This is a genomic window from Thalassolituus pacificus (assembly GCF_025318105.1).
Taxonomy (GTDB): domain Bacteria; phylum Pseudomonadota; class Gammaproteobacteria; order Pseudomonadales; family Oceanobacteraceae; genus Venatoribacter; species Venatoribacter pacificus.
In genome coordinates this window covers 145,760-171,790 of the sequence record NZ_JAOANI010000014.1, presented here as the reverse complement: position 1 = coordinate 171,790, position 26,031 = coordinate 145,760, and the positions used below count along the sequence as shown (strand labels likewise).

The window sequence follows — 26,031 nt, the reverse complement described above, 5'->3', positions numbered from 1 at the left end:
AAAATCAATCAACCAACTGCCACCGTCAAATACCAGCATTCGGCGTTATTTTCAGACTTTAAGACGAGATGCCCCTGCTTTCGCCTGTCCGCATCTGCACGCTTGACAGAATAACGCTGAACGCTAATCCTTGAGACTCCTTAATGTGCGTCAGTATTATGCGATTTTATTTACTCGGCCTTGGCAGCAATATCGACCCGGAACAGCATCTGTTGAAAGCACGCGAAGCATTAGCGTCTCTCGGTGTTATTTGTGCGGAATCAGCCGTGCTGAGAAGCGCTCCGGTCGGCGATACCTTTCATTTTGAATTTAAAAATCAATTGCTGATTCTGTCATCAGAATTATTACCCGGCCCATTGAAACAACGCCTGCAACAGATTGAAGTGTCCCTTGGGCGCGAGCCGAAAAATCCGTCACGCAAAGTCAAAGACCGTACCATTGATATTGATATTTTATGCACGGCAGCGACCGAAGCCGACTGCCGCCATGCCACACTGGAAGAAAGTTATTACCGCGAATTGCAGCAATTATGGCTTCAGGAAGTAAACGTCTGATCGTAGCGGTTGGCAACAAAGCGCCCGCCATCGACACGCATCACCGAACCGGTCACCGCCTCAGCCTGCAGTAAATAATCACAGGCCCGGACAATTGCTCCATACCCCAGCTCTTCACCGATCAGCGATTGCGACAGCACTTTTTTGCGGTACGCCTCATCATGCTCCGGTAAAAACTGAATCGGCCCGGGCTGAATCACATTGACCCGCACTCTGCCGGCCAGACGCTGCGCCATGCTCAGGGCAAAATTCTGCAACCCGGCTTTGGCTGCGCAATAAGCGGAAAAACGCTGGTTGGGAATATCGGCGTAAATATCACTGATACACACCATCGACGCAGCCGGATTCCATACGCTGCTCAGCGCTTCGGTAATCATCGCCGGTGCCAGAACATGCACGCGCTGGTGCATTTCATGATGGGCAATCAGATCGCTTGCCGCAGCATCGGGTACAAAGCAGGACGCGTTATGAATAACCGCAGCAAAATTTCCCAGTGCCGGTAATTTAAGGGCCAGCTGACGGATATCTTCACTGTCGGCCAGATTCGCCTGCAGACAGGTCAGCGCAGGATGAGCGACTAATTCATTCGCGCTGTTGTAGTGCGCAACAACCTGCCAGCCCTGTGCCAGATAATGTTCGGCCAGAACTTTACCCAAACGCCGGCCGGCCCCGGTAATCAGAATACGTTTGCTCATGATTTTTCCACGCACAAAAACAACAAAGCCGGTACGTTAACCGGCTTTATTGCAGCTGTCACGGGCAGCGGAAATTACTGCGCGTGCAATACCCGTTCGTTAACAAAGTGCGCTTTAACCTTTTCCGCATCGTTCAAGGGTAAATTACGATTTTTTCGTGACAGCCACAGCTGAATACCGTCGTCGTAATGCGGCGATGCCGGATTACCGGACTGCCCACCGGCGACAATCAGATTCAGCGGTTCCGGCTGACTGAAATCGACGATCATACGCATCGCCGGAATATTCCAGACGGCATAATCCGAGCCTAAATCGTAGCCTGCCACATTCAGCGTATTACGGTTACCACCAGCCGGATACGGTCCGCGGTCGGTATATTCCGCCAGACTTTCCACCGCCGCGGCTTTCAGACCGGAGAGAAACGGCAGCATATGCGTGGTTTCAGTTTGCCAGTGATAAAACGCCAGATCTCCCCAGCGCCACTGGCTGTCATCACTACCCAATTGCTGTTGCAGATAAGGCCAGGTCGCCGCCAGTGCGCGGGCAATAATCTGCCCCGGTAATTCGGTATCAGCGGTATTTATATCATCCCAGAATGGTACCCAATTGCTGCCTTGTGTGCGCCCAAGTAAATGATCCTGATAACCAGAATAAGCACGGCCATTCATCGCCAGAAAGGCCTGCCACAGGTGGCCGTCTTCTGGCCCCAGTTCGTCCATGAAAATCGCACGGATCAGATTGTGTTCGAAACCACCCCACACCGCCGCGCTGCGCGAGCCTTCCGCCATTTCACCATCAAATTCATGAATAATCTGCAGCGCCTTATTGGCAGCCTCCTGCTGCTGTTCGGGCAGCGCATTGACGCCGTCACGGATCATGTTCTGCCACGGTTCAGTACCCCAGAGCTGCTGCACCTTGGCAACCAGAATATCGCGCCGGTCGGCCTGCATGGCTTCCATGCTGGCATAGTCGTGGCCACCGCCGTGCTGCGTCAGCATTTGCATAATGCGCTCAGAACGTTCCGGGTAATACCAGGAGCTGGTCAGACGCGGGCTGTAATCAGCTGCCACCGTGCGGTTATTACCCGTACCTGAATAACCACTTTGCGGATTACGTGAACGCGGTGTATCGGCACCGCCCCAGTACCCCTGCCAGTCGTACTCGCCGCTCCAGCCAGGGCTTGGAAAATGACCGCTTCCGGCTTTGCGTTTGGGATAATTCCCCGTCACCTGCCAGGCCACATTGTCTTTGTCACCATAAATCACGTTCAGATGAATAAAGCCGACGCCATTTAATGCCTGCTCGGCCTCATCCATGGTTTTGGCTTTACCCAGATTAAAAAAGGAATCGATGGTGTTATCCGGAAATTGCGCCGTCCAGCTTAATGCCAGACCGAATTCCGAGCTGGCCGGAATGGCGATCATTTCGTGTTTGGGTTTGCCCTTAATCGCCGCATTCAGCAATGGTCCATGGCGTGTGGACTGCACTTCAATAGTGACCGGTTTTGCACCTTTAACCTGAATGGTTTCACTGCGGCTGCTGACCGGATACCACTGTTCCTGATACAGATATTCGGTTTTGCCATCGCGCTCGCGCAATTTCTCCAGAAACACGTCCTGGGTATCCGCCATCACCATGGTTTCACCCCAGCCAATATGGCCGTTGTAGCCGGCAACCAGTGCCGGAATGCCCGGCAAGGTAATGCCCACACCGCTGTATTCCGGGCTTTTTACCCCCATCAGCATCCAGGTCGACGGATGCGATAACAACAGGTGGGTATCGTTGGCGACCAGGGTCGCACCGGCGGCGGTTTTATCTTTATGCACGCCCCAGTTATTGGAGGCGGCAATACCCTGACCGTTAATCCGCTTCAGCTTCTGCTCAACCGCGGCCAGATATTCCAGTTGCTCTTTAACAGCAGCCACCGGGCTTTCAGCGCCGGATAAATCCACACCAGCGAGCTTGTTGGCTTCTGCCAGATCAATGGGTTCATCCGGATAAATCGGCGCCAGATACGCGGCTTTTTCGACACCCAGTTTTTCTGCCAGCTGCAGAAAACCAAGCTCTTCATGCAGGTTAAAACCCACGCCCAGATTGAGCATGACAAACAATCCCAGCGTATTGGCGGGCTGCCAGGCTTCCGGCTGATAATCGTTAATCATCAGCTCCAGCGGCAGACGATCACGGTGGCTGTTAATGTAAGCGTTCACCCCGGCGGCAAAGCCTGTGAGGTGCTGTTTCAGCTGCGGGCTTAATGCGGCATAGCGCTCTTCGATAATCTGCGGAATACCCAAAGTGCGCATGTAGATATCCATATCCAGCGCGATATCCCCGGTCATCTCAGCGAGACGGCCGCGCGCCAGCAGATTCATCGACACCATCTGCGCCAGACGATCTTCTGCCATGGCATAACCAATGCCGAAGGTCAGGTCCTGCAGACTTTGCGCCTCAATAAAAGGCACGCCGTAGTCATCGCGGCGGATACTGACGTCTTCCTGCAGACCGCGAACCTGAACCACGCCAACAGAAGGATCGAGATTGCGCTCGCTGATCCAGTCAAACACCTGACCACAGCCGGTTAAGGTTAATAAGGTGGTGGTTGCCAGAAGCAGCATAAACAAGGCCTGACGCAGACCCGGGCGTTTTTTATATTTTTTATTATTCACGGTAATACCTGATGCCGCCGCAGCGGTTCATAAGAAAAGATGAGAACGCAGCAGATTATGACGGGCGGGCCAGAGAGCGAACAGGGACTTTTGTGCCAAACGGGGGCTGAACGGCGGGCAATAAAAAAGCCCAAATGCGAACATTTGGGCTTTCTCATCAATTTTGGTTGCGGGAGCAGGATGGTTATGAGCCCGACGAGCTACCAGACTGCTCCATCCCGCGACAATTGCTTCACTACTTTCTGACGTTACAACCAACAGAAGCGGTTGGTTGCGGGAGCAGGATTGGTTATGAGAATTACGACAAGAGATCATCACAACCATTCTTAAATTACACTAAACCATCAAAACCGCCGCTTTAAGCTACTTTCAAGCCCTGCCGTTTTCAGGTACAACTACATCCCAGAACGTCATTTATCGATTTTGGTGGCACACGGAACTCGCGATTCAGGCCGCCATCCAGGACCCTAGGGGTACGGAATTGGGCACAGAATCTCTCGCCAGCAGCAGCTCAGACAGACCATCAACCCGCCCCTACGCTGGGCATGCCGGGGAGCATCTGATCCCCTATTTCGAATGGGCCGATCGCCACAATCTGCTGACAGAGGCTCTGCTCGTCCATCAGCTGTTGGGACTGAACAGTACGAAAAGTGCCTCCTGTAACATGACCACTCTGGCAGCAGAGTTCACTCATCCGGGGTCACGTTCGATTCTGAATCACTGGCTCGACGAACCGGTGGTGGGCGCGCTGGTCCGATTCGCTGATGCAGCCAGCATGGACACTGCAATCCAAAAGCGATTTCCTGCGGTAGGCCATATGGGTTCAACGAAGCGCAATCGTGATGAATTCAAACATCCAACCCAACACACGCTGCTATTGCTGATCAATCCGTTGCATCACTCCACAGATCCAGACATCACGAGTCTTCGCCGTCAATTCAGGCTGTGGCTGACCGTTCAGGACGCCATTCGCCTGGTGGATCATGGGTACCATGGTGATCAGAAACTCGTTGCATTGATTAAATCATACGTTCTCGGCAGTGAGGACGGCGATAAATGGGCTGTTATTGACTCACTGCTAGCGCGTACAAGGATTGAGGCGACGCGATTCGAGAGCTCCTTTCATGGATTCAGTTTTGCTCTGAAGGCAGCCGCTGAATTCCAGCGCCGCACAGCAACCAATCATTCTGGTAAATTTGAGATGGACTTTCTCCATCGGGTGTTGGCGGTGGCTACCGGCGAACTGCATCCTCCAGAAGCAACACCCGGTTCAATCTCTACAACGCCTCCCAGCATTCTGGCCAGGTTACGCCAGCAACCCATCCTGCAATGGGTGATGACTCCCAGTAATGACGACTCTCCGGTAGAGATTCCACTGGCAGAACCGTCATCAGCCGATACGGATGCCCACGACGACGAGTCCGATCCGTTATTGCTGGTTCCGGTCGAACCTCGCGCGAGCCATGCCCGCAAAACGTTGTCGGCGAACAGTGTATTTTTGCAGACGGCAGCTGCGGCTAATTTCCTGCCATGGGAATGGGAAACACCTCTGCCAACTGAACGCGACGAGCTGCAGCAATGGATCAACACAACACTGAGCTCAACGCAGACGGTCGATGCACTGGGGGCCGCCATCTGCTGGCTGGCGTGTCACTCCGGGCGCTCATTAGCGCTGACGCTGGGGTTCAGCATTCAGGATAAACCTGACGAAGAATGGACCATCAGTCTTAGTAGTCGAAAGTTGCATAAACGGGTAACACGCCGCCAGAACGCCTGGAGGCCGACTGAGGAGCAGCGGGATCTGGTGGCGCCCTTTGTGGAGGTACTGGATTTTGAACTGCCAGCGCCGGTAACCGCTGCACTGCAACGGGCCGGGCTGCAGGAGTCTGCATCGCATCATTCGTTGCAGGATGTCTGGCTGGCACAGGCCCCTGATCTGACAGTGGAGGTGTGGTTGAACCAACAACTGCCAGCCCCCTTACAGCGTCTGACCAGCGGCAAACTGATGGGCTATAACGCTCTGAGCGTGTTTGAGCGCAGCGGCGATCATTATCTGGCCCGGTTATTGAGTGCTCACCCTCGTTCGGGTTTGCCGGGGGCCTGTGGTTATTCCGCCTGGGACATTAAAGCCATTGAACGCGGTACCGATTTAACGCCAACCGACTCATTACGCGACGCACCAACGGATACTCATGTACTCGGCAGTCTGCTTTCGGCTCAGGAGCCGCCATTGGTGAGTGCCATTGAGCAAGCCAACCAGGTGTTGCGCGAGCCTGCCGACTCACTGGCACAGGCACACAACCGCATCGCGATCTATGTGGTCACTGCGCTGTATGCTGCGACCGGCAGCCGTTATCTGAGCGATCCGTTCGAACAACCCGGCTGGCTGGATCCGGTGCGGGGTCTTGTATTTATTAACGATAAATCCGATGACGCCAGCCACGATGGCCGGATAGTACCGCTGCCCACTGGTATCTCTGCATTAGTTAAACAGTATCTGACCCATCTGGATCAGCTGGCCGCCGCACTGACGAACGTTCGTCCACGTCTGGCCAGCGCCATCCGGGGAATGCTGTCCGGCGAGGCGGCGGAACTGCCGCTGTTTTTTACGCTCAGCGAGGAGCTGTGCTGGAATAGTATGAATGCAAGCGAAGTACCTGGGGCTGATCTGTTTGACTGGCCATTGCCCAAAAATCTGTTTCGTCATCGCTATGCACAACAACTGCAGCGCTTAGATGTGCATCCAGAGGTAATTGACGGCTGGATGGGACATTCGGAGCGGCATGCACACACCTGGGGTGACCGTTCACCCCGCTGCTGGATAGATGATGCTGAACAGTACCGCGATGCCATTGAGCAGGCATTCAATGCGCTGCCGTTTTTAACCGAACTGCCAACCACGGCGATACCCGATTATTCAGCGGTGTCAGACGCTATATCCGGTGATACTCCTGAGCTCTGGACGCGTCGGCTATTTGGTGCAGAACAGCGTAAGCGACAACGCCGTATCGCACTGAACAAAGCAATTAAAACAGCGCGCGCTGAAATCGATGCAGTGGCCAAACAAAGGCCACTGTCAGAGTTGGGCGCCGATGAGATCCAGCGACTGATCGGACAAATGCTGTCGGGCAAACAGCAGATCGGCCACCATTTTGCGGCGGTGCGGTTAAATGTGCTGCGTAAGCGGCTGGCGCAAGATGGCGGTGATCATCAGTTCGTATTAAAGCGCTATCCGGTACCGGTATTGCGGGAACCTAATCCCCTGAAGCCCTTTGTCATAAAAAGCCTCGGATTATTGCCGCGACTGCAGGAATGGGCGCAGGGCATCACCAACATCAGCACAAAAACAGGCCGAAGCGATGCTGCCGTATTGGGGGGATTATTGCTGGCGATCCAGAAACGCATCGGCTATGGGCGTCTGTTGAACGATGTGATGCAGGGTTTGAATTTCCGCATCGTTCAGCATAAGCGGCGCAATTTTCTGGAATATTCTGAAGAGCTGGAACAGAACAACCTGTACGCGCCCGTGCAACGTCATGAAGTCAGTTACCAGGTGGCCAGCCTATTGGCGTGGGGCCAGGCTGGCAAAAGTCAGCCCGATCCGCTGGCGGGCGCTCAGCATCCTGCCGTTCTCGAATTAAAATCCGTGCTGGAATTGCCGGCTGACACCGAGATAACAACCGTCGTCAACGCTGTGGCAACCGTCGTTAATCAGGTCAATCTGATCACTCTGCCGGGCATGGTAGCCGCAGTTTTGAGCGGGCGAATTTTAAGCTGCGCGTTACCCATGCAGGATCAGATCCGACTGGAAGGCAAAAAGCCAGTCGCTATCCGTGCTGAGGCTAATGGTGTGGAGGATACCGATACCACGGATCCGGAATTATTCGTTCTAAGCGGGCGCTATGCGACAACCGATAACGACGCGCTGAAAGAGCACGCTAAACAATTCAAACGAGCACTTCAGGACTGCATCAGTCGCTATACGACATCTGACGCGCGCCGCATAGCCGATGAAATTCAGGGGATCATAAAATCGTTCGAGGGCAAGGTCAGTTCTGCCATGCTGCTTTTGGGCCATTGGCTATGCATTGTCATTCGGCGAGGAAAAGGACGCGGTAAGCGATTCCAGCCCCTGGCACAGTCCAGCGTTTCCACGTATTTCGGCACTCTAAATATGCCGTTTCTGGAGTTGGCATTTGATGTCGATCTGCTGTCATTGGATGAGGACGAGATCACTGATCTGTACCGCAGCATGCTGGAGTTCAAACGCATCCGGGATAATCAGATCGGTTATCTGGGAGACCGACTGTACAGTTTTCATCGGGTCGCCCGTAAGGCTGGGGTAACCGATCCCGATTGGGCTGAATTATCACTGGGCGATGAACAGCGACGGGTTCGGCCAGGGTTAATAACCGAGGCCGATTATCTGCACAGTCTGACGCTGATTAAACAGCAATACCCAAATGATGATCAGTGGTTGCTGCTGAGTTTTGTGCTGATGGCCTGCTACCGTTTTGGGCTGCGTAAAAATGAGGCATGTTTTTTATTGCGCAAAGACTGGTGCCAGAACGAAACACAACACTGGATTCTGGTGCGCAACAATCGTTATCGCCGGTTAAAAAATGACGGCAGCCGCCGGGCAATACCGCTGTTGTTTGACCTCACTCGGCCAGAAACTGAAATATTCGATCGGGTGATGGCGCGCTATGACGCCATCGCCGGCCAGGACCGTAATCAACCCATTCTGTGTGATGTGGTGAATGGCAACATTCAGCCCAGCCCGCTGATGGAACTGATGTCTCCCGCCCTGATCCGGGTGATCAGAGAGGCAACCGGCAACCCCACGCTGGTACTGCATCATGCCCGGCATGCGTTTCATAACCGCATGGCGAGTGTGCTGTTGGGACTGAGCACGCCGGCAGCGGATAAACTGATGGACGGGTTGGATGTGGAAGGAATACAACGATGCGTGTTGGGAAATCAGCATGATTTATCCCGCCGCTCCTCCATGGCGCTAGCGCGCCTGATGGGGCATCAGCACGTCACAACCGGTATGGTGAGCTACAACCATCTGTTGTTGGATTGGGCTGATCGGCTGGTACCAGCAGCATCGCTTCGGACACGAATTATTCCCGGCGCCTTGCAGACTGATGTATATGAAAGATACCAGCCACCGGTTCAGAACACGCCGCAAAGCTTGAGCTTTGAGCCGCCCACGTTGCTGAACATGTTAAAAATGCTGCGACTGGTATCGGTCGGCCGCTCGTTCACACAAGCTGGTGCGGCGTTGGGATTAAATCCAGAGATGGTCACCGCAACGGAGGCCGTATTTTTTAATGCCAACCGCAAAATGTGGTTTAACAAACGCGGGGAAGATACACGCATTACCGGTGAGGACCACCCGCATGCGTTGCTGCATTACATCAACCACGATGCCTGGACTCGAATGCTGGATAAAGCGGCCGCTGTGACGGCTGACGTTTTGTCAGAGATAGCGTGCGCGCCCAATCTGGATTCGCTGCCATCTCTGGTCGGCCGCCAACGGCAACTGCTGATGGCCTCGCAAGAGCATTATCCGCTGGTGAAAGCCGCACTCAGGATGTTTGAGGTTAATCCTCAGCACTACAGCGTGGCGGCCGCCAACGACAATGAAAAAATAACCCGGCAACTGACCGAGCAAGGCTTTACGGTAAAACCCATCGATAAGGCTTCATCCGCCAACACCCGATTAATACCGGATCCGTTCGAGATTATTGAAGACGGAGAATGCATCGGCATCCGCAGCCAATATGGGGTACTGATGATCCACAGGAATGATCAGGACTGCCTGCGCAACAGCAATGAGCTGGCGGTGGCGTTTTTGAGTGTAGGGGCTTGCATCGAATATAGGAAATAAGACATTTCATATCTGAATGAGACGTAGACTGGCAGCATAAGATCAGAGATTTAGTGCTTTATCAAACCGTCCATGAAAACGGGGTAGAACCCTTGTTTATGTTTCAAAATAAACTGGAAGGCGTTCAGTAAATCCTTGTCCTCCGTAGCCGATGCGAGATTGAGTATTTCAATCGTGCGAAACAAGGTAGATCGCTGCTTTTTGTAAAGTTGCACCATGAACGGCAAGTAGTTGTTGCCCGCAAACGCCATATATTGTTCACACATGTGCAGCAACTGATCGCTGTTCTTGCCGAGCACCGGATCAAAGGCTGTCACCGATTCGGGTTTATCCAGATACACCCTGACCGTTCCCGACAACACCGAAATCAAATGATCGGTTTGCTTTTGATGGTCACTCAGGTATTTCTCCAACAGTTTCTGCGCCGAACGATCCATCTTTAACAACAGCTTCATAAATATGTCGGCTGCGTTATCCAGCGTTCGCGCGTATTGGTGCCGGATCAGGACGATGACGAGCGCAAGCCGCTTATTGAGTTTGAGCTTCACGAGCTCAGCGTAGTCCAGGGCTTTGGCCTCATCAATGAACTGCTGGTGTTTGACTGGGGGCAACCCCAAATCCGTGGGCAGAAGCGTTTGCAGGGACGTCAACCATTCCAGGTATGGATGTTGCGAGGAGTTAATCGTTTGGGTTCACTCTTCAGAGTGCTCCAGCCAAAACCACTCAGCCCTGTACTGACGCGAAGAATATCGTTGATACGCTGCCGACTTTCGTCCGTTAAAAATCCACATAATTGATCGTAGTATCGGGTATTTACCTCCGCCCTGGCTGCCTGGCATATTCGCTCAAGCACGCTGTATGCCGGGAGTTCATAACGCTCCTTGACCAAATACTCCAAAGTAACATTGATGATGTCCGGCAGAGCTTCTTTGGTCGTCGCCGCATCCTGCGCCCAAACCTGTGCCAGCTCGGATGTTTTGATCGTATCGTAGGCTTTTATGTTGAGATGACGTCGAACCAATTTTACATGGCGATCTTTCGATCCTGAGGTGTAATAGGTTTGTAGATCGTTGAGTGTCACCCGGGAACGACACTGGTTTTTGATGTGTGCGATGATAACCTTTGGTATTTCACCCAGCGGAACAAAACGACCCAATCGCTGCGTCGTTTTTAGTTGAATCAGCAAACCCAGGAATGAGGCGCTGGTGCGCTTACAATGACGAAGAGCAAATTCCAGATCTTCGGCCGTGGGCGTGTAAACATCCCCCAATTCGTTTGGGGTGATGTCTGATTTTATGCGTGGGTAGGCTGTTTGATAAATAGCTGCCATCAGCTCATTTCTCTTCCTAATGGTTATCTAATTATGGAAACGGAACCTACGATTGAATCAACGACCACCGGTGTCTGACGAAATAAAGTGTTCTACAATGATCTTTTGATGGAGCGCCGCCATACCCACACCTAATCAAAACTTCATTCGCTGAATTCGCACCGCGTTAAAAATAGCCAGCAATGCCACGCCGACATCGGCAAAAACCGCTTCCCACATTGTGGCTAAGCCTCCAGCACCCAGTATTAATACGATGGCTTTTACACCGAACGCGAGGGAAATGTTTTGCCAAACAATGCGTTTGGTTTGTTTACCGATGGCGATGGCAGTGGGAATTTTGCTGGGTTTATCATCTTGAATAACAACATCGGCTGTTTCGATTGTTGCATCGCTGCCAAGGCCGCCCATCGCTATACCGACATCGCTCAGGGCAACGACCGGTGCGTCATTAACACCATCACCTACGAATGCAACGGTTTCATTGCGCGCTTTGATTTCTTTTACCTTGTTAACTTTATCTTCTGGCAGCAGATCACCAAAGGCATTCGCGATACCTAATTTCTGTGCGACAAATTGCACCACGGAATTTTTGTCACCGCTAAGCATGGTAATGTTGACACCGAGTTGTTTCAGCGTGTCTATCGTTAATTGCGCATCCTCTTTTATGCTGTCAGCAATGGTGATGTAACCCGCGAATTTATGGTCGTAGGCAATCGCAATGACGGTATACACAATCGAGGCCGGATCAATATCGTAGGCGACGGCGAATTTATCGAGCAGCCTGAAATTACCGACCAGTAACACTTTGCCATTCACGTCGGCTTTCAATCCATGACCCGATATTTCTTCAACATTGTTCAATGTAATGCTGCTATCGATATCGCCTACATATTGATGAATAGCGGTCGCTACCGGATGCGTACTCTGGCTTTCCAGCGCATTAACCATTTTCAGGATTTCATCGCGATTGAACTCGGGCTTCAGGTTGACCTCTTGTACTATAAAAACACCTTCCGTCATGGTACCGGTTTTATCCATCACCACGTTTTGAATGGTAGAAATGGTGTCCAAAAAGTTACTGCCTTTGAATAAAATACCGTTTCGACTGGCTGCGCCTATGCCGCCGAAATAGCCCAGTGGAATGCTAATGACCAGTGCACACGGACAGGAGATCACCAGGAAAATCAAGGCACGGTACAACCACTCACTGAATACATAAGTCTCCACAAATACGTATGGCACCACACAAATCGCAACGGCCAACGCAACTACAATAGGTGTGTATATTTTGGCGAATTTTCGGATAAATAATTCGGTAGGGGCTTTTTGTGCAGCAGCGTTTTGTACTAACTCTAAAATTCGGGACAGTTTGCTGTCGGTGTAGGCAGTGGTTACTCTGACTTGAGACACTGCATTGAGATTAATCATGCCCGCCAAAACACTATCACCTTTGGTTTTTGTGTCAGGTTTGCTCTCGCCGGTCAGCGCAGCGGTATTAAACGAGGCGGTTTCAGATAAGAGTTCACCATCCAATCCTAATTTCTCACCTGCTTTGAGTTGGATAATATCGCCAATGCTGACGGTCTCTGCTTTGAGAGTCATCGTTTGATTATTGCGTAACACGGTTACTTCGTCGGGGCGTTGATCAAGCAGGGTTTTAATATTGGTTTTTGCTCTTTTCACGGCGAGGGTCTGGAATACTTCACCGACAGAATAAAACAACATCACGGCAACACCTTCCGGATATTCACCAATAGCAAAAGCGCCGATGGTGGCAATACCCATCAATAAAAATTCAGAAAACACTTCACCTTTGACGATGCTCTCAACGGCCTCTTTCAACACGGGCAGGCCGACAGGTAAATAGGCGGCAACATACCAGCCAATACGTACCCAGCCCGTAAACCAGGTTTGTGGAAAATAATTATCCAGTGCTATTGCAATCAGCAGTGCAACGAAACTCAGTGCGGCAGGTAGAAATAGCCTGATATTGTTACCATCCTCACTGGCATGATCGTGGTCATGACTATCATCATTGGCATGCTGATCTTGATCGTCACCGGAACAACTACAGCTTTTCATGGGGCTATTTTTTATTAGCGCATCTGCTGTGTTATTGATTTTTGCTTCTTCTGTGCAACACATTTGTTTGCCCTGTTCGTCATATTGGTGTGTATGTTCCATAACGTTTCCTTTGCTTGAAAAAGCGATAAAAATTGAGGCGTCATTTCAAATCACTGATGATGATCGGCAGGCATTTAGTAATATCCCGATAGCAAAATAATTAATGTTTTAAAGCTAGTCATCGTCAATGCTCCTGTGAAAAAACCGGTTGATGACCGGGCAATCTGTGCCCCGGTCATCGGTTTTCATCTAATCGTACAATCAGCGCCAAACGTTGAGCCTTCGAAGAAAATTAATTCTTTGGCCTGGTCGCCCCAAATTTGCTATGAAGCCAGTGATATAAAACGGGTAACACAAACAACGTCAGCAGAGTCGAGGAAATAATCCCGCCGATAACAACGGTTGCCAATGGACGTTGGACTTCTGCACCGGTTCCCGTGTTCAGTGCCATTGGTACAAAACCAAGACTTGCTACCAATGCGGTCATCAGAACCGGTCGTAAGCGAAGAAGTGCGCCTTCGGTCACAGCCAACATCAAATCCCCTTTTTCGTGCCAGAGATCACGAATAAAAGCGAGCATGACGAGGCCGTTGAGTACGGCAACACCGGAAAGCGCAATAAAACCAATACCTGCCGATATGGACATGGGCATATCTCGAATGGCTAGCGCCAGCACTCCACCCGTGAGCGCCAAAGGCACGCCACTAAAAATAATTAACGCGTCTTTTAGCGAGCCAAACGCCATAACAAGAATGCCGATGATCAGCAGCAGCGTCAGTGGCACCACAAGAGACAGGCGCTTACTGGCCGATTCGAGTTGCTCAAATGTTCCGCCGTAATCCAGCCAATACCCTGCGGGCATATCCACCTTGTCGGCAATTTGCGCTTTAACATCTTGCACAAAGCCGCCCAGATCGCGTCCCCTTACATTTGCGGTCACAACCACCCGGCGCTTGCCATTTTCCCGGCTAATTTGTGCAGGCGCGGGAGAAATGTCGATGGTGGCCACTTCAGAGAGCGGAACGTAATCGCCGTTAGGCAGTGGCACCGGTAAAAACTTGAGCTTCTCGACATCGCGCCGCACAGCCTCAGGTAATCGCACGATGAGTTCAAAGCGCCGATCACCCTCATACAATATGCCCGCACTTTCACCGCCAACGGCAGCGGCGACCCAGTTTTGAAGTGTTGACACATTCAATCCATAGCGGCCCAACGCGCTTCGCTTAGGAATAATTGAAAGTGTCGGCAACCCTGTCACCTGTTCAACGCGTGCATCGGCCACACCTTCTACCTGATTCAAGGCTTCGAGTATGTCATTAGCGGTCAACACCAGTTGATCAAGGTCATCGCCAAACACCTTGATACCCAGGTCGGCTCTGACACCTGAAATGAGTTCGTTGAACCGCATTTGGATGGGTTGGGTGAACTCATAATTATTACCGGGTAATTCCTCAAGCGATTTTTCCATTTCCTCCACCAACTGCTCTTTGGTCTTATCGGGATTGGGCCATTCGGATCGAGGCTTCAAGATGACGTAGTTATCGGCAACATTCGGGGGCATTGGGTCGGTCGCAACTTCGGCAGTACCTATGCGTGCAAAGACCTTATCTACCTCGGGAAACGACTTGATACGCTGTTCGAGAATTTCCTGCATTTCGACCGCTTGTTCGAGGCCGGTACCGGGGATTCGCATGGCTTGTAACGCGATATCGCCTTCGTTAAGTTGCGGAATAAATTCGGATCCCAGCGTTGTGGCAAGCCACGTGCAAATGATGACAAGACCGGTAGCACCGCCAATCACAAACCAACGGAATTTAAATGCCAGCAACAATAAAGGCTTATACATTTGCTTCGCACTGCGAATAGCAACACCTTCTTGTTCACTGATTTTCCCGCTTAAAAAAACCGCGACCGCAGCTGGCACAACTGTGAGGGATAGAACCATTGCGGCGACAAGTGCCATCACGACCGTTGCGGCCATAGGGTGAAACATTTTGCCTTCCACACCGGTGAGGGAAAAAATCGGGATATAAACAACGGTGATGATCGCGACACCAAACAGACTGGGTCGAATCACTTCAGAGGTCGCCTCGAAAACCACGTCTAAGCGTTCGCGCAGACTTAGAGCCCCTTCGCGTTGGGCATGGGATAAACGTCGTATAGCGTTTTCCACAATGATCACGGTGCCGTCTACGATGATCCCGAAATCCAGTGCCCCAAGGCTCATTAAGTTTGCTGACACCCCGGTTTTTACCATGCCAGTTATCGTCGCCAGCATGGCCAGTGGGATCACTGCCGCCGTGATCAGTGCCGCACGCAAATTTCCAAGTAACAGGAAAAGCACCACAATCACCAATAAGGCGCCTTCCAGAAGGTTTTTACTGACCGTTGCAATGGCTTTATCAACTAAAGCCGTACGATCATAAACGGGTGTCGCAATAATGCCATCCGGGAGTGAGGCTTGAATGTCAATCAGCCGTGCTGCTACGTCTCGCGCCACCGTGCGTGAGTTTTCTCCGATGAGCATCATGGCCGTACCCAGCACGGTTTCAACACCATCCTGGGTTGCTGCACCGGTTCGAAGCTCTCTCCCGATAGCGATTTCTGCTACATCACTAATTTTGACAGGAACAGAATCCTGCTGCGCAACAATGACGTTGGCGATGTCATCCAAGGTTCCCAATTGGCCGGGCGAGCGCACCAGTAATTGTTGCCCATTGCGCTCGATGTAACCTGCACCACGGTTATCATTATTGGATTCAAGCGCTTCAACCAAATCTTCCATCGACACCCCGAAGTGCAGGAGTTTCTGTACATCTGGCGTAATGTGGTATTGCTTGTTATAGCCACCAATACTGTTTACCTCTACCACACCCTTTACCTGCGCCAACTGGGGTTTGATTATCCAGTCTTGAATTTCACGCAAGGCGGTAGAATCGTAAGGCTTACCGTCTTGTGTTCGCGCATCGGGAGCCGCTTGAACGGTATACATAAAGATTTCACCCAAACCTGTCGAGATGGGTCCCATTTCGGGTTCCATACCGGTGGGCAACACACTTTTCATCGATCCCAGTTTGGTGTTGATGAGGTTCCGGGCAAAGTAGATATCGGTACCTTCATCAAACACCACGGTAACCTGTGATAAACCATAGCGGGATAACGACCGCGTATAGGACAGGTTGGGTAACCCTGCCAACGCGGTTTCTATCGGGTAGGTAATCCGCTGTTCGGCTTCTAACGGCGAGTAACCTGGTGCAGCGGTATTAATTTGCACCTGGACATTGGTGATATCGGGCACGGCATCAATAGGGAGTTTTTGGTAACTCCAAAACCCGATGCCGACGATTAATAAAACAAAACTTAAAAACAGATAACGCCGCTCGATGGCTAAGCGTAGTAGTGAATCAATCATGCTACACCCCTTAGTGTTCGTGCTCGGCTTCAGATTTTTCGATGTCAGCTTTAATGAGATAGCTGTTTTGGGTTACGTACTCTGTATCTGGTTTCAGGCCAGATATGACCTCGGCATAGCTGTCATCTTTTCGGCCCACGATCAAGGGGATAAATTCGTATTTATTACCGTGTTTGACAAAAACCCCGGTGCGCCCTCCCAGGATTTGCAGAGCATCTATTTTTACCGCTACGTCTACGTTAAATTCATCGATAACAATACGTCCTTCTGCCATTGAACCTGGAGAGAGCATGGATAGGTCGTTGCTTAGTTTTGCGCGCGCAATGAGATACGGCTGCTCGTCACCTGCCGGGAGGAGGTGCTCAATTTTTGTTTTAACTTTTTGCTCGCCTATGCTCAGAAAAACTTCTTGCCCGATAGCAACAGAGGAACGTTGAGAGGGGAAAATACGCAACTCGGCCCACAAGTTGTCGAAGCTCGAAATTGAAAACAGTATTTGATCTCCTGTCACCTCGCCCGAATTAGCGTGCCGTTGCACAATCATCCCGGCAATGGGTGCGCGGATACTGTATTTCCTCAAACTCTCGTTGGCTTCAACTTCAGCCAGAAGATCACCGGCTGCCACCGTCTCGCCAATAGTTCCACGTACCGACGTTACAACACCGGAAAATCGTGCACGCACATGGCTGGTTTGTTCGGGAGCTGTGGTTAATCGCCCATAGGTAAGAATGGTTTGATGAAGTGTTTGTTCACCGGAGCGTTCCGTCACAATACCCACAGTTTGTGCCATGGCGTCTTCGATTTGACTGGTTCCCTCTTCATCCTCGTGCTTCTCATCGTTCCCATGGCCATGTGAACCGGACTCTTCTGTGTGTTCATCCTCTTGATGTTGGTGATCATCGCTATCCGTTGCTGCATTAGCCTTATAAATATCGGCAACGAAAAACACCAATAAAAGTGCCAGGATGAAAGCCAACGCCGGGGGGGATTTCAGCAGATTTTTGGAGAAGGGTTTTGCTAAATGTTTGTTCGATGTTTTCATGGGGTGGCCTCAATATTCTGTTCGTTCAAGGTGGAGCCAATCATTCGCTCCAGCTCTATTCGGGTTTCCTGCATGCGGGCAGCCGCTTCCACCAGCGCTTGCTGGGCATTCAGCAATTGGTTTTGCGCAAGGTTTAATTCCAGATAGCTGTAGCGTCCCCGGTCAAATGCATCAGCAGTACTGCGCATGACTTTCTTGAGGGATGGGAGGACCTGATCACGCAGCACATTCACTTCATCAACTGCTAATTGATGGGTTTCGTACGCGGCGATCAGTTGTGCTTCCAGCTGGATTCGTGTTGCATCTTTGTCCCATTCCGCTTGTTGTTGGTTGGCGGTAGCCGTAGCGATTGCCCCACGAGCTCTGCCGCTGCTCCCCAGGGGCATGCTCAGTCCAAACACTACAGCGGAGTCACCGCTTTCCTGAAGGCGGCGAACTCCCGCACTCCATTCCAGCGCCGGGCGACGTTCGCTTTGTGCCCGGCGCACTTCTGCCGAACGGACATTGATCTCAGCGGAGAGAAATGCCAGATCTGGATTGTTGGATAGTTTTTCCAACAAGGCAGGCAAGGTTGTTGTTGACGGGACGCCATATAGATCCGCTTTTGCGGCGGTAAAGTCCGGAGAGGTATCGGCCCAAAACGCACTCAGCCTGATCCGTTCCGTACTAACTCGCTGGCTAGCTTGTCGCAAGGCCAGTGTGGCGCGGGTTAGTGCGGCGTTGCCGCGCAAAAGCTCACTTTCGGCAGTGCCACCCGCTTGCACCTGCCGGGTAAGTGACGTCAGGGTCTGTTGAAGTAACTGATGGAATTCCTCCTGAAGCGTCAGTTCTTCCTGCGCAACCAGCAAACGGATGAACTGCTGTGTAACGGCAGTCACCACATCTAACGTAAGCACGCGCTGCGAGGACGCCAACTGTTGCTGGCGAGCGGTGACCAGATTGACCCTGGCATCACGTTGCCCGCCCAATTCGATGGCGGAAGAAAGGGAAATGGTTAGCTCGCTGGCTTTGGTTCCGCTCAATTCACCTGAGCCTGCCACATTCTCAAGATCAGTATTGACCCGCAGCCCGGGCCTGAGTGCAGCGGTTTGTTTTTCCCCGGCCAAAGCATTTAGCTTGAAGGTGTAACCCGCTAGTTGAGGGTTGTGTTGTAAGGTGGCGCGAACAGCCTCACCCAACGTCAGTGTGGATTCCGCAACAGCGGTTAGAGCAAAAGAACTACAAGATAAAGCAATAGCCGAAATGGCCATCGCTCGATGGAAAAGTTGCATAGAAAACTCCAGCCTAATTGGCAGTTCCAGATATCGGTGCAGGAGTCCTGAACGCGAATGGGGAACTGCAAAAACTACCCTTTTTACAAAGGGCCGTTAACGACAATCAGAATGGAGTTGCAGGAGGTGCGCGCAGCGGCGGAAGAATCCCCGCGCGACGATGGGGATGAGGAGCGTCTGTGTAAAAAAAGAATAAGGGGGTGTGCGTTACCGCAAGCAGTATAAAAATCACAGCCAAAAGTATTGGCAATGACGGGTCAAACTTAAGGAGTTTTGCCAGAACCGATTGGGATACTTCCACATCGATATCCTGATGCGATTCATCCGCTGTGTGGACTTCGTGCCCGCCTATCACATCGAGACGAGGGGAAATTGGTGGTTCCTGTCCATCAAAACAAAAGTGTGCATGCACGCCGGTCCAGCTGGTCATCAGCCAAAGCAGCAGCGTCAGAAGCACAAATGTTTTATAACCGGAACGAATTCTCACCTGTGGGGCACCTGATAGTGAAGCTCATTGAGTATATAGCAATCTGTTTGTCATAGCCACCGACCCAGTCCAGAGATACCCTGAACTGGGTCGGTGGCTATGCAATCTCACGGAATGACGATAAATTGAGTCATTTTTTCCATCAGCGTGAGCGCGGCATTATCGGAAAACTGCTGGCCCTCCTCGATGTATTCCCACACTGTTGCGTCACTTTTCCATCCGCCTTGCTTTTTGATTAACTCAAAATCTATCCGCTCCCTTGCCGCCGATGTGGACAGTCCACGCCGAAAGCTATGACTACTGAGGTCTGGAAGAAAGTCGAATTGACAAGCTTTGCCCAGATTTTTAAGCAAATCGTTAATTGCTCCTGGGTTCAGCGGCTTTGTTTGGACCTGACTCCATCGGTTGACCGGCCTGAAAAGTGGACCGTTGTTGATACCGGCAATGTCCACCCAATCCTTAATGGCTGTAGCAGGACAGCGGGTTCTACCCCGTTTTCACGGACGGTTTAATAAAGCACTAAATCTCTGATCTTGTGCTGCCAGTCTACGTCTCATTCTCGGGTTATGGAACCGTTCGATGTAGTCAAAAATATCCGATCTTGCTTCATCCTGCGTGCGGTAATTCTTCGGGTTGATCCGTTCCCGTTTCATCACACCAAAAAATCCTTCACAGGCCGCATTATCTGCACAATGACCAACCGCACTCATACTGCTTATCAGATCATGCCGCTTCAGTAATCGCTGATAGTCGCCACTGGTAAACTGCGAACCACGATCTGAATGTAAGATTGATGCACCGCCGCCCTGTTTTTGCCAAACGGCCATTTCAATCGCTCTCATCACCATTTGACGGTCCTGCCGGTGATACATCGACCAGCCAATAACCAATTTGCTGTACAGATCCAGCACCACGCACAGATACAACTTGCCTTGCTGAGTTTTGACTTCCGTAATATCAGTAACCCATTTGCTGTCAGGCTCCTGTGCCGTGAAATCCCGTTTCAGGTGATTCCGTACGCCATCAGGGCGCACGGATGAGCGGTTTGATCCACGGCCTTTCTTACGCGGCCAGCCTTGTAGCCCATGTTTAACCATCAGCCTGGCTACACGATTCAGGCTCAGCTTTTCACCTTCAGCCTCCAGGTCTTCGTGCATACGGGGAGCACCGATAACGCCGCCACTATCGGTATGCATCTCCTTCATCCGGACAGCGATACGAGCGTTCTCGATCTGCCGCTTGCTGGGTATACGCGATTCCCAGGCATAAAAACCACTGGCAGATACCTTCAGGCACCGACACATAAGGCGTATGGGAAATGAGTCGCGACAGCGTTGAATAGCCTGATATTTCAGGTCTAGCCCTTGGCGAAGTACGCCGCCGCTTCCCGCAAAAAATCGCGCTCCTTGGTGACTCGTGCGAGTTCACGTTTAAGACGCGCGACTTCTTCATCCCGTGGATTGCCACTGCCCTGGAAGGCTTTGCTGCGGATAGCTTCTGCTTCGCGCTTCCAGCGGCTCAGGAGGTTGGGGGCAACACCGATTTCGAGGGCAACTTGGCTACAACTGATACCCGGCTGCTGGGTCAGTTTGACAGCTTCTCGCTTGAACTCTGGACTGAATTTTCTTCGTTTGGTCATGAACACTCCTTACAGGCACATTATGCCTCTTTTAGATGTGTCCGTGAAAACAGGGTAGAACCCTTAACCTATTTGTGCATTTGGTGCTTTATTGGTTTATACCACAGAGCTCCGGCAGGGGCAGACAAGTCTGCCCCATTTAGTTTGGCAATATTATGCTTTCAGCGAGCGGGTGCGCCATAGGTAATACACGACGGGTAATACCAACAACGTTAAAATCACAGCACTCACCATTCCGCCCACCATAGGCGCCGCAATCCGGCTAACAACTTCCGCACCTGTTCCGGAACTGAACATAATGGGAAGCAATCCAGCGATAGTGGAGACCGTAGTCATCATTACGGGTCTTACACGAAGTCCCGCGCCCTGTGTCACAGCTTCGAGCAAATCTTCTTTTAATGGTTGCACTCCACGCTCACGACAGGTATCTATCAATTGGTGATATGCTTGGTTAAGATAAGTTAACATGATGATACCTATTTCCACCGTAACCCCCGCCAGTGCAATAAAACCAACCGCAACCGCGACAGAAAAATTATAGCCAAGCAGGTACATCAGCCAGATTGAACCAATTACCGCCAGTGGTAGTGTTCCCAGAATAATGGCTATTTCAGTGAAGTTACGAAAATTCATGTATAACAGAATGATAATGATGGCAAGCGTCAAAGGAACCACATAGGTCAGTTTCTCTTTGGCGCGCAGCATGTATTCGTACTGACCGGACCAGGCCACCGAGTAACCGGCCGGTAAATCCAATTGCTGCTCGACCGTTGCCATGGCCGCTTGTACATAGCTGCCCACGTCCACCCCATCGATATCTACAAAGGTCCAGCCATTCAGCCTGGCGTTCTCGCTCTTGATCGCTGGCGGGCCGTCCTCCACATAGACATTGGCCACATCGGCGAGCGCAATGCGTTGGCCGCTGGGCGTAACGATGGGCAGCAGCGCCAGCTGTTCTGGCGAGTCTCGATAGTCCTGCGGGTAGCGCAGATTGATCGGATAACGCTCCAGCCCCTCAATGGTCTGCGCCACATTCATTCCCCCAATGGCCGTGGCTATTACCTGCTGCACATCAGCAATATTGAGGCCATAGCGCGCCGCCTGTGCACGCTGAATATCCACCTTGATGTAACGCCCACCGGCCACCCTTTCGGAATACACCGAGGTTGTGCCGGGTACATCCTTGAGGATCTGCTCTAGTCGCTGCCCAATCTTCTGAATTTCTCGCAGATCCTCGCCCGCCACCTTGATGCCTACCGGCGTCTTGATACCGGTGGCCAGCATGTCGATGCGAGTCTTGATCGGCATCACCCAAGCGTTGGTTAGACCGGGGAATTTCACTAGCGCATCCAGCTCCTTCTTGAGCTTCTCCGTGGTCATGCCCTCGCGCCATTCCTCTTTGGGCTTGAGCTGAATAAAGGTCTCGATCATGGTCAGCGGAGCGGGATCCGTGGCTGTCTCGGCACGGCCGATTTTGCCAAACACGGTTTTTACCTCAGGCACTGTCGCGATCAGCTTGTCGGTCTGCTGCAACAATTCCCTGGCTTTGCCTATCGAGATCCCCGGATAAGTGGTCGGCATATACATCAGATCACCTTCATCCAGATCGGGGATGAATTCACTACCAATCTTGTTAACCGGCCAGATCCCAACGAGGAAAATCACAACCGCAATGGCAAGTGTAATTTTCGGAAAACGCAATACGGTTTTCAGCAGGGGCATGTACCCGGCAATCAGTAATCGATTAACGGGATTCTTGTTTTCCGCTACCACCTTGCCTCTGATGAAATATCCCATCAAAACCGGCACCACTGTGATAGCAAGCGCCGCACTGGCTGCCATGGCATAGGTTTTGGTAAAGGCCAACGGGCTGAACATCCGGCCCTCCTGGGCTTCCAGGGTGAATACTGGTACAAAGCTCACAGTGATAATAAGCAAACTGAAAAACAGCGCCGGACCGACTTCACTGGCTGACGCCGCCACGATTTTCCAACGGTTCTCTGGCGTCAAGGGCGTACGTTCCATATGCTTATGCATGTTTTCGATCATGACAATCGCGCCATCAATCATGGCGCCTATCGCAATCGCTATACCGCCTAATGACATGATATTGGCATTGAGACCTTGCCAATACATCACGGTAAAAGCCGTGAGTATACCTAGCGGCAGACTGAAGACCGCCACCAGTGAGGACCTGACATGAAATAGGAAAATGACACAGATCAACGCCACAATGGCGAGTTCTTCGGCCAGACTTTTCCACAAACTGTCAATGGCGCGAGATATCAGCCCTGAACGATCATAAACGGTTACGATCTCCACGCCATCGGGCAAACCCGCCTTGAGTTTTTCCAGCTTGGCCTTGACCCCATCAATGGTTTTCTGGGCGTTCTCACCGAAACGCATCACCACAATACCGCCCACCACTTCACCTTCGCCGTTCAACTCGGCGATGCCACGGCGCATTTGCGGCCCCAACTCGATATCCGCCACATCCTTGAGCAACAGCGGCGTACCGTTAACATCCAACCCTAACGGAATGTTGGCCAGATCATCGATACCCTGGATGTAGCCGCTGGCGCGCACCATGTACTCGGCTTCGGCCATTTCCACCACCGAGGCGCCCACTTCCTGGTTGCCGCGCTGGATAGCCATCTGGATAAGAGACAGGGGAATACCGAAGGCGCGCAGTTTCTCCGGGTTTACCTTCACTTGATACTGCTTGACCATGCCACCGAGCGCCGAGACTTCGGAAACACCCGGCACGGTTTGCAGCTCGTATTTCAGGAACCAGTCCTGCAGGCTGCGCAGCTGACTGATGTCATGCTGACCGCTGCGATCCACCAAGGCATAGAGGTAGACCCAGCCGACACCGGTGGCGTCCGGTCCCAGTTGCGGCCGGGCGCTGGGCGGTAATGTGGGCGCGACCTGAGACAGGTACTCCAGCACCCGGGAACGTGCCCAGTAGGCATCGGTATCCTCGTCGAAAATGACATACACAAAGGAATCGCCAAAAAAGGAATAACCGCGCACGGTAACCGCACCGGGTACCGACAACATGGCAGTAGTCAGTGGATACGTGACCTGGTCCTCCACCACCTGCGGCGCCTGCCCAGGAAAACTGGTCTTAATAATGACCTGTACATCGGACAGATCGGGAATGGCGTCCACCGGGGTGTTTTTCAGCGAATAGAGACCTATCCCCACCAGCATCAAAGTAGCCAGCAGCACGAAGAAACGGTTACCGACGGACCAACGGATTATCGATTCAATCATGATTGTGCTCCTTTTGATCGTGACCGCCGTGGTTCATGCCCTGGTGTTCGCTGTGCTCCAGCATCGACATATCACCGTGATCCATACCCTCGTGCTGACCGTGATCCATTCCTGCAGGCATGGCATCATTGCCTTGCTCATTGGGAATATGCACTTGGGTAATCTGGTATCCACCACTGTTGTTATTGGTGATCTGCACATGCAGGCGCATTCCCTGTTTGAGCGCATCCATGTCCACAGCCTCAGCGACGGTGAAATCCATGGTCATGGTGGGCCATTGCCAGTCCGGGATGGCCTCGTGCTCCAGGGTCACCATGCGGTGATCCGGCATCAGGCTGTCGATACGTGCGGCCACCCAGACTGAGCGGGAATCAGCGTCTGCCTTTACATCCATTGATTCGCCTTGCTGATCGCGCTTGGCCATGCGCTTGAAGTCCGACGTCTTGCTGGATTCCGAGTCGATCAGGAACTGAGCAGAGGTCACAATGCGTTCCCCTTCTTTGAGACCGGACAATATCTCTACCTGCCGCTCACCCACGCGGCCGACCTCAACGGCCACCGATTTGAATTTACCTTCACCCAGTGCCAGCACCACGCGCGCCTGGCTGCCGGTACGGATCAGCGCTTCTCGCGGGATTAACAGTGCTTCAGCCCCCGCCTGGGTCTCAATGACCATCTGCGCGAACATGCCCGGCTTGAGGAAGTCGTCCGGGTTGTCGAAATGCACCCGGATTTGCGCGGTACGTGTCTTGGCATTCAAAGACGGATAGACATAGTCCACCTGGCCCAACCAATCCCGACCGGGCAGGTAATCGAGCCGCATCCGCACCTGGTCGCCGGTCTTGACCAGGCTTGCCTGTCGTTCGAACACCTCACCGATCACCCAGATATGCTCCAGTTGGCCGATGATCATCAGACTCAAGCCAGGCTTGACGAACATGCCCTCACGCACCGCGAGATTGTCCAGTACCCCGGACTGCGGCGCGGCAACGGTGATGGTCTGGCTGACCTTGCGGGTTTTACGCAGCCGGTCGATATCTGCCCGCGGCACCTGCAATGCCAATAACCGTTCCACGGCAGCGCCGATCAACACCGGATTGTCGCGTTTCAACGCCAACAACAATTCCTCCTGGGCGTTGACCAGGGTGGGTGAATAGAGGGCGTACAGGGGGTCGCCCTGTCTGACCGGATCCCCGGCGGCCTTGACATGGAGCTTCTCGATCCAGCCTTCCACGCGCGGGCTGATATGCACCAGCCGGTTCTCATCGTATTGCACGTAACCGACGGTTTTGACATCCAGATTCAGAGACCCGGACCCAACCGTGGCGGTGCGCACGCCGAGATTGTTGACGACCTCGGGCGATATCTTGACGGTGCCGGCTTCATCCTCTCCGGCGGATTTCTCGTACACAGGGATCAGATCCATGCCCATGGGCGATTTGCCAGGCTTGTCGCGCTTGTAGTTGGGATCCATGGGCGCCACCCAGTAAAGTGGCTTGCGTTCACCGCCGGTTGCTGTCATATCCCCCTCATCGGGGTTGCCGAGTAACCAGACGCCGGATGCGCCGAGCAGCGCGCCGACGGCCGTGCCCAGCAAGGTTTTGGTGAATGTATTCATGTTGAACCCCTTTAAAACGGT

At 52.2% G+C, this 26,031-nt stretch carries 14 protein-coding genes and 1 pseudogene; 2 read left to right on the top strand and 13 right to left on the bottom strand.

Going from position 1 to position 26,031, the window contains the following annotated elements; genetic code table 11:
* Positions 1-158: 158 nt before the first annotated feature.
* Positions 159-554, top strand: a complete 396-nt coding sequence (folK, locus tag NYR02_RS05500; protein WP_260975381.1) for a 2-amino-4-hydroxy-6-hydroxymethyldihydropteridine diphosphokinase — start codon at positions 159-161, stop codon at positions 552-554.
* Here folK and NYR02_RS05495 read toward each other — a convergent pair.
* Complete coding sequence (locus tag NYR02_RS05495) at positions 536-1,249, bottom strand: SDR family oxidoreductase (protein WP_260975380.1); 714 nt, start codon at positions 1,247-1,249, stop codon at positions 536-538. The two genes, folK and NYR02_RS05495, sit on opposite strands and share 19 nt — an antisense overlap.
* A gap of 74 nt (positions 1,250-1,323) precedes the next feature.
* Positions 1,324-3,915 (bottom strand): penicillin acylase family protein, encoded by a 2,592-nt coding sequence (locus tag NYR02_RS05490; protein ID WP_260975379.1) that lies wholly within the window; start codon positions 3,913-3,915, stop codon positions 1,324-1,326.
* Positions 3,916-5,116: 1,201 nt separating this feature from the next.
* Between NYR02_RS05490 and NYR02_RS05485 the strand changes: the two genes are divergently transcribed.
* On the top strand, positions 5,117-9,811 hold the full coding sequence (locus NYR02_RS05485) for a hypothetical protein (protein WP_260975378.1): 4,695 nt from the start codon (positions 5,117-5,119) through the stop codon (positions 9,809-9,811).
* A gap of 50 nt (positions 9,812-9,861) precedes the next feature.
* Here NYR02_RS05485 and NYR02_RS19645 read toward each other — a convergent pair whose 3' ends face one another.
* The 11 genes and pseudogenes from NYR02_RS19645 to NYR02_RS05430 all read right to left on the bottom strand — a co-directional run bounded on the left by NYR02_RS19645 (position 9,862) and on the right by NYR02_RS05430 (position 26,010).
* Positions 9,862-10,461, bottom strand: coding sequence for a hypothetical protein (locus NYR02_RS19645; protein WP_260975377.1), 600 nt, complete (start codon positions 10,459-10,461; stop codon positions 9,862-9,864).
* Positions 10,458-11,141 (bottom strand): DUF4158 domain-containing protein, encoded by a 684-nt coding sequence (locus NYR02_RS19640; RefSeq protein ID WP_230331914.1) that lies wholly within the window; start codon positions 11,139-11,141, stop codon positions 10,458-10,460. The genes NYR02_RS19645 and NYR02_RS19640 overlap by 4 nt, the downstream gene beginning before the upstream one ends.
* Before the next feature lie 135 nt (positions 11,142-11,276).
* On the bottom strand, positions 11,277-13,325 hold the full coding sequence (locus NYR02_RS05470; protein WP_260975376.1) for a heavy metal translocating P-type ATPase: 2,049 nt from the start codon (positions 13,323-13,325) through the stop codon (positions 11,277-11,279).
* Between the two features lie 232 nt (positions 13,326-13,557).
* Positions 13,558-16,677 (bottom strand): efflux RND transporter permease subunit, encoded by a 3,120-nt coding sequence (locus tag NYR02_RS05465; RefSeq protein WP_260975375.1) that lies wholly within the window; start codon positions 16,675-16,677, stop codon positions 13,558-13,560.
* A 10-nt stretch (positions 16,678-16,687) separates the two neighbouring features.
* On the bottom strand, positions 16,688-17,719 hold the full coding sequence (locus NYR02_RS05460) for an efflux RND transporter periplasmic adaptor subunit (protein ID WP_260975374.1): 1,032 nt from the start codon (positions 17,717-17,719) through the stop codon (positions 16,688-16,690).
* Positions 17,716-18,990, bottom strand: coding sequence for a TolC family protein (locus tag NYR02_RS05455; RefSeq protein WP_260975373.1), 1,275 nt, complete (start codon positions 18,988-18,990; stop codon positions 17,716-17,718). Before NYR02_RS05455 ends, NYR02_RS05460 begins: the two co-directional genes overlap by 4 nt.
* A gap of 106 nt (positions 18,991-19,096) precedes the next feature.
* A complete protein-coding gene (locus tag NYR02_RS05450; protein WP_260975372.1) occupies positions 19,097-19,477 on the bottom strand; it encodes a hypothetical protein in 381 nt (126 codons plus the stop codon).
* A 107-nt stretch (positions 19,478-19,584) separates the two neighbouring features.
* A complete protein-coding gene (locus tag NYR02_RS05445; protein ID WP_228346313.1) occupies positions 19,585-19,929 on the bottom strand; it encodes a tyrosine-type recombinase/integrase in 345 nt (114 codons plus the stop codon).
* Between the two features lie 34 nt (positions 19,930-19,963).
* A pseudogene (locus tag NYR02_RS05440) lies at positions 19,964-21,116 on the bottom strand (IS3 family transposase).
* A gap of 153 nt (positions 21,117-21,269) precedes the next feature.
* Positions 21,270-24,392 (bottom strand): efflux RND transporter permease subunit, encoded by a 3,123-nt coding sequence (locus tag NYR02_RS05435; protein WP_260975370.1) that lies wholly within the window; start codon positions 24,390-24,392, stop codon positions 21,270-21,272.
* Positions 24,385-26,010 carry an efflux RND transporter periplasmic adaptor subunit gene (locus tag NYR02_RS05430; RefSeq protein ID WP_260975369.1) on the bottom strand — a complete coding sequence of 542 codons (1,626 nt, stop codon included), beginning with the start codon at positions 26,008-26,010 and terminating at the stop codon, positions 24,385-24,387. The genes NYR02_RS05435 and NYR02_RS05430 overlap by 8 nt, the downstream gene beginning before the upstream one ends.
* Positions 26,011-26,031: the final 21 nt, after the last annotated feature.

What these genes read in the sequence shown, in the direction of transcription:
- folK (WP_260975381.1), top strand. Translation starts at nt 159, where the DNA reads ATGCGATTTTATTTACTCGGCCTTGGCAGCAATATCGACCCGGAACAG.
- NYR02_RS05495 (WP_260975380.1), bottom strand. Translation starts at nt 1,249, where the DNA reads ATGAGCAAACGTATTCTGATTACCGGGGCCGGCCGGCGTTTGGGTAAA.
- NYR02_RS05485 (WP_260975378.1), top strand. Translation starts at nt 5,117, where the DNA reads ATGGACTTTCTCCATCGGGTGTTGGCGGTGGCTACCGGCGAACTGCAT.
- NYR02_RS19640 (WP_230331914.1), bottom strand. Translation starts at nt 11,141, where the DNA reads ATGGCAGCTATTTATCAAACAGCCTACCCACGCATAAAATCAGACATC.
- NYR02_RS05470 (WP_260975376.1), bottom strand. Translation starts at nt 13,325, where the DNA reads ATGGAACATACACACCAATATGACGAACAGGGCAAACAAATGTGTTGC.
- NYR02_RS05465 (WP_260975375.1), bottom strand. Translation starts at nt 16,677, where the DNA reads ATGATTGATTCACTACTACGCTTAGCCATCGAGCGGCGTTATCTGTTT.
- NYR02_RS05460 (WP_260975374.1), bottom strand. Translation starts at nt 17,719, where the DNA reads ATGAAAACATCGAACAAACATTTAGCAAAACCCTTCTCCAAAAATCTG.
- NYR02_RS05455 (WP_260975373.1), bottom strand. Translation starts at nt 18,990, where the DNA reads ATGCAACTTTTCCATCGAGCGATGGCCATTTCGGCTATTGCTTTATCT.
- NYR02_RS05435 (WP_260975370.1), bottom strand. Translation starts at nt 24,392, where the DNA reads ATGATTGAATCGATAATCCGTTGGTCCGTCGGTAACCGTTTCTTCGTG.
- NYR02_RS05430 (WP_260975369.1), bottom strand. Translation starts at nt 26,010, where the DNA reads ATGAATACATTCACCAAAACCTTGCTGGGCACGGCCGTCGGCGCGCTG.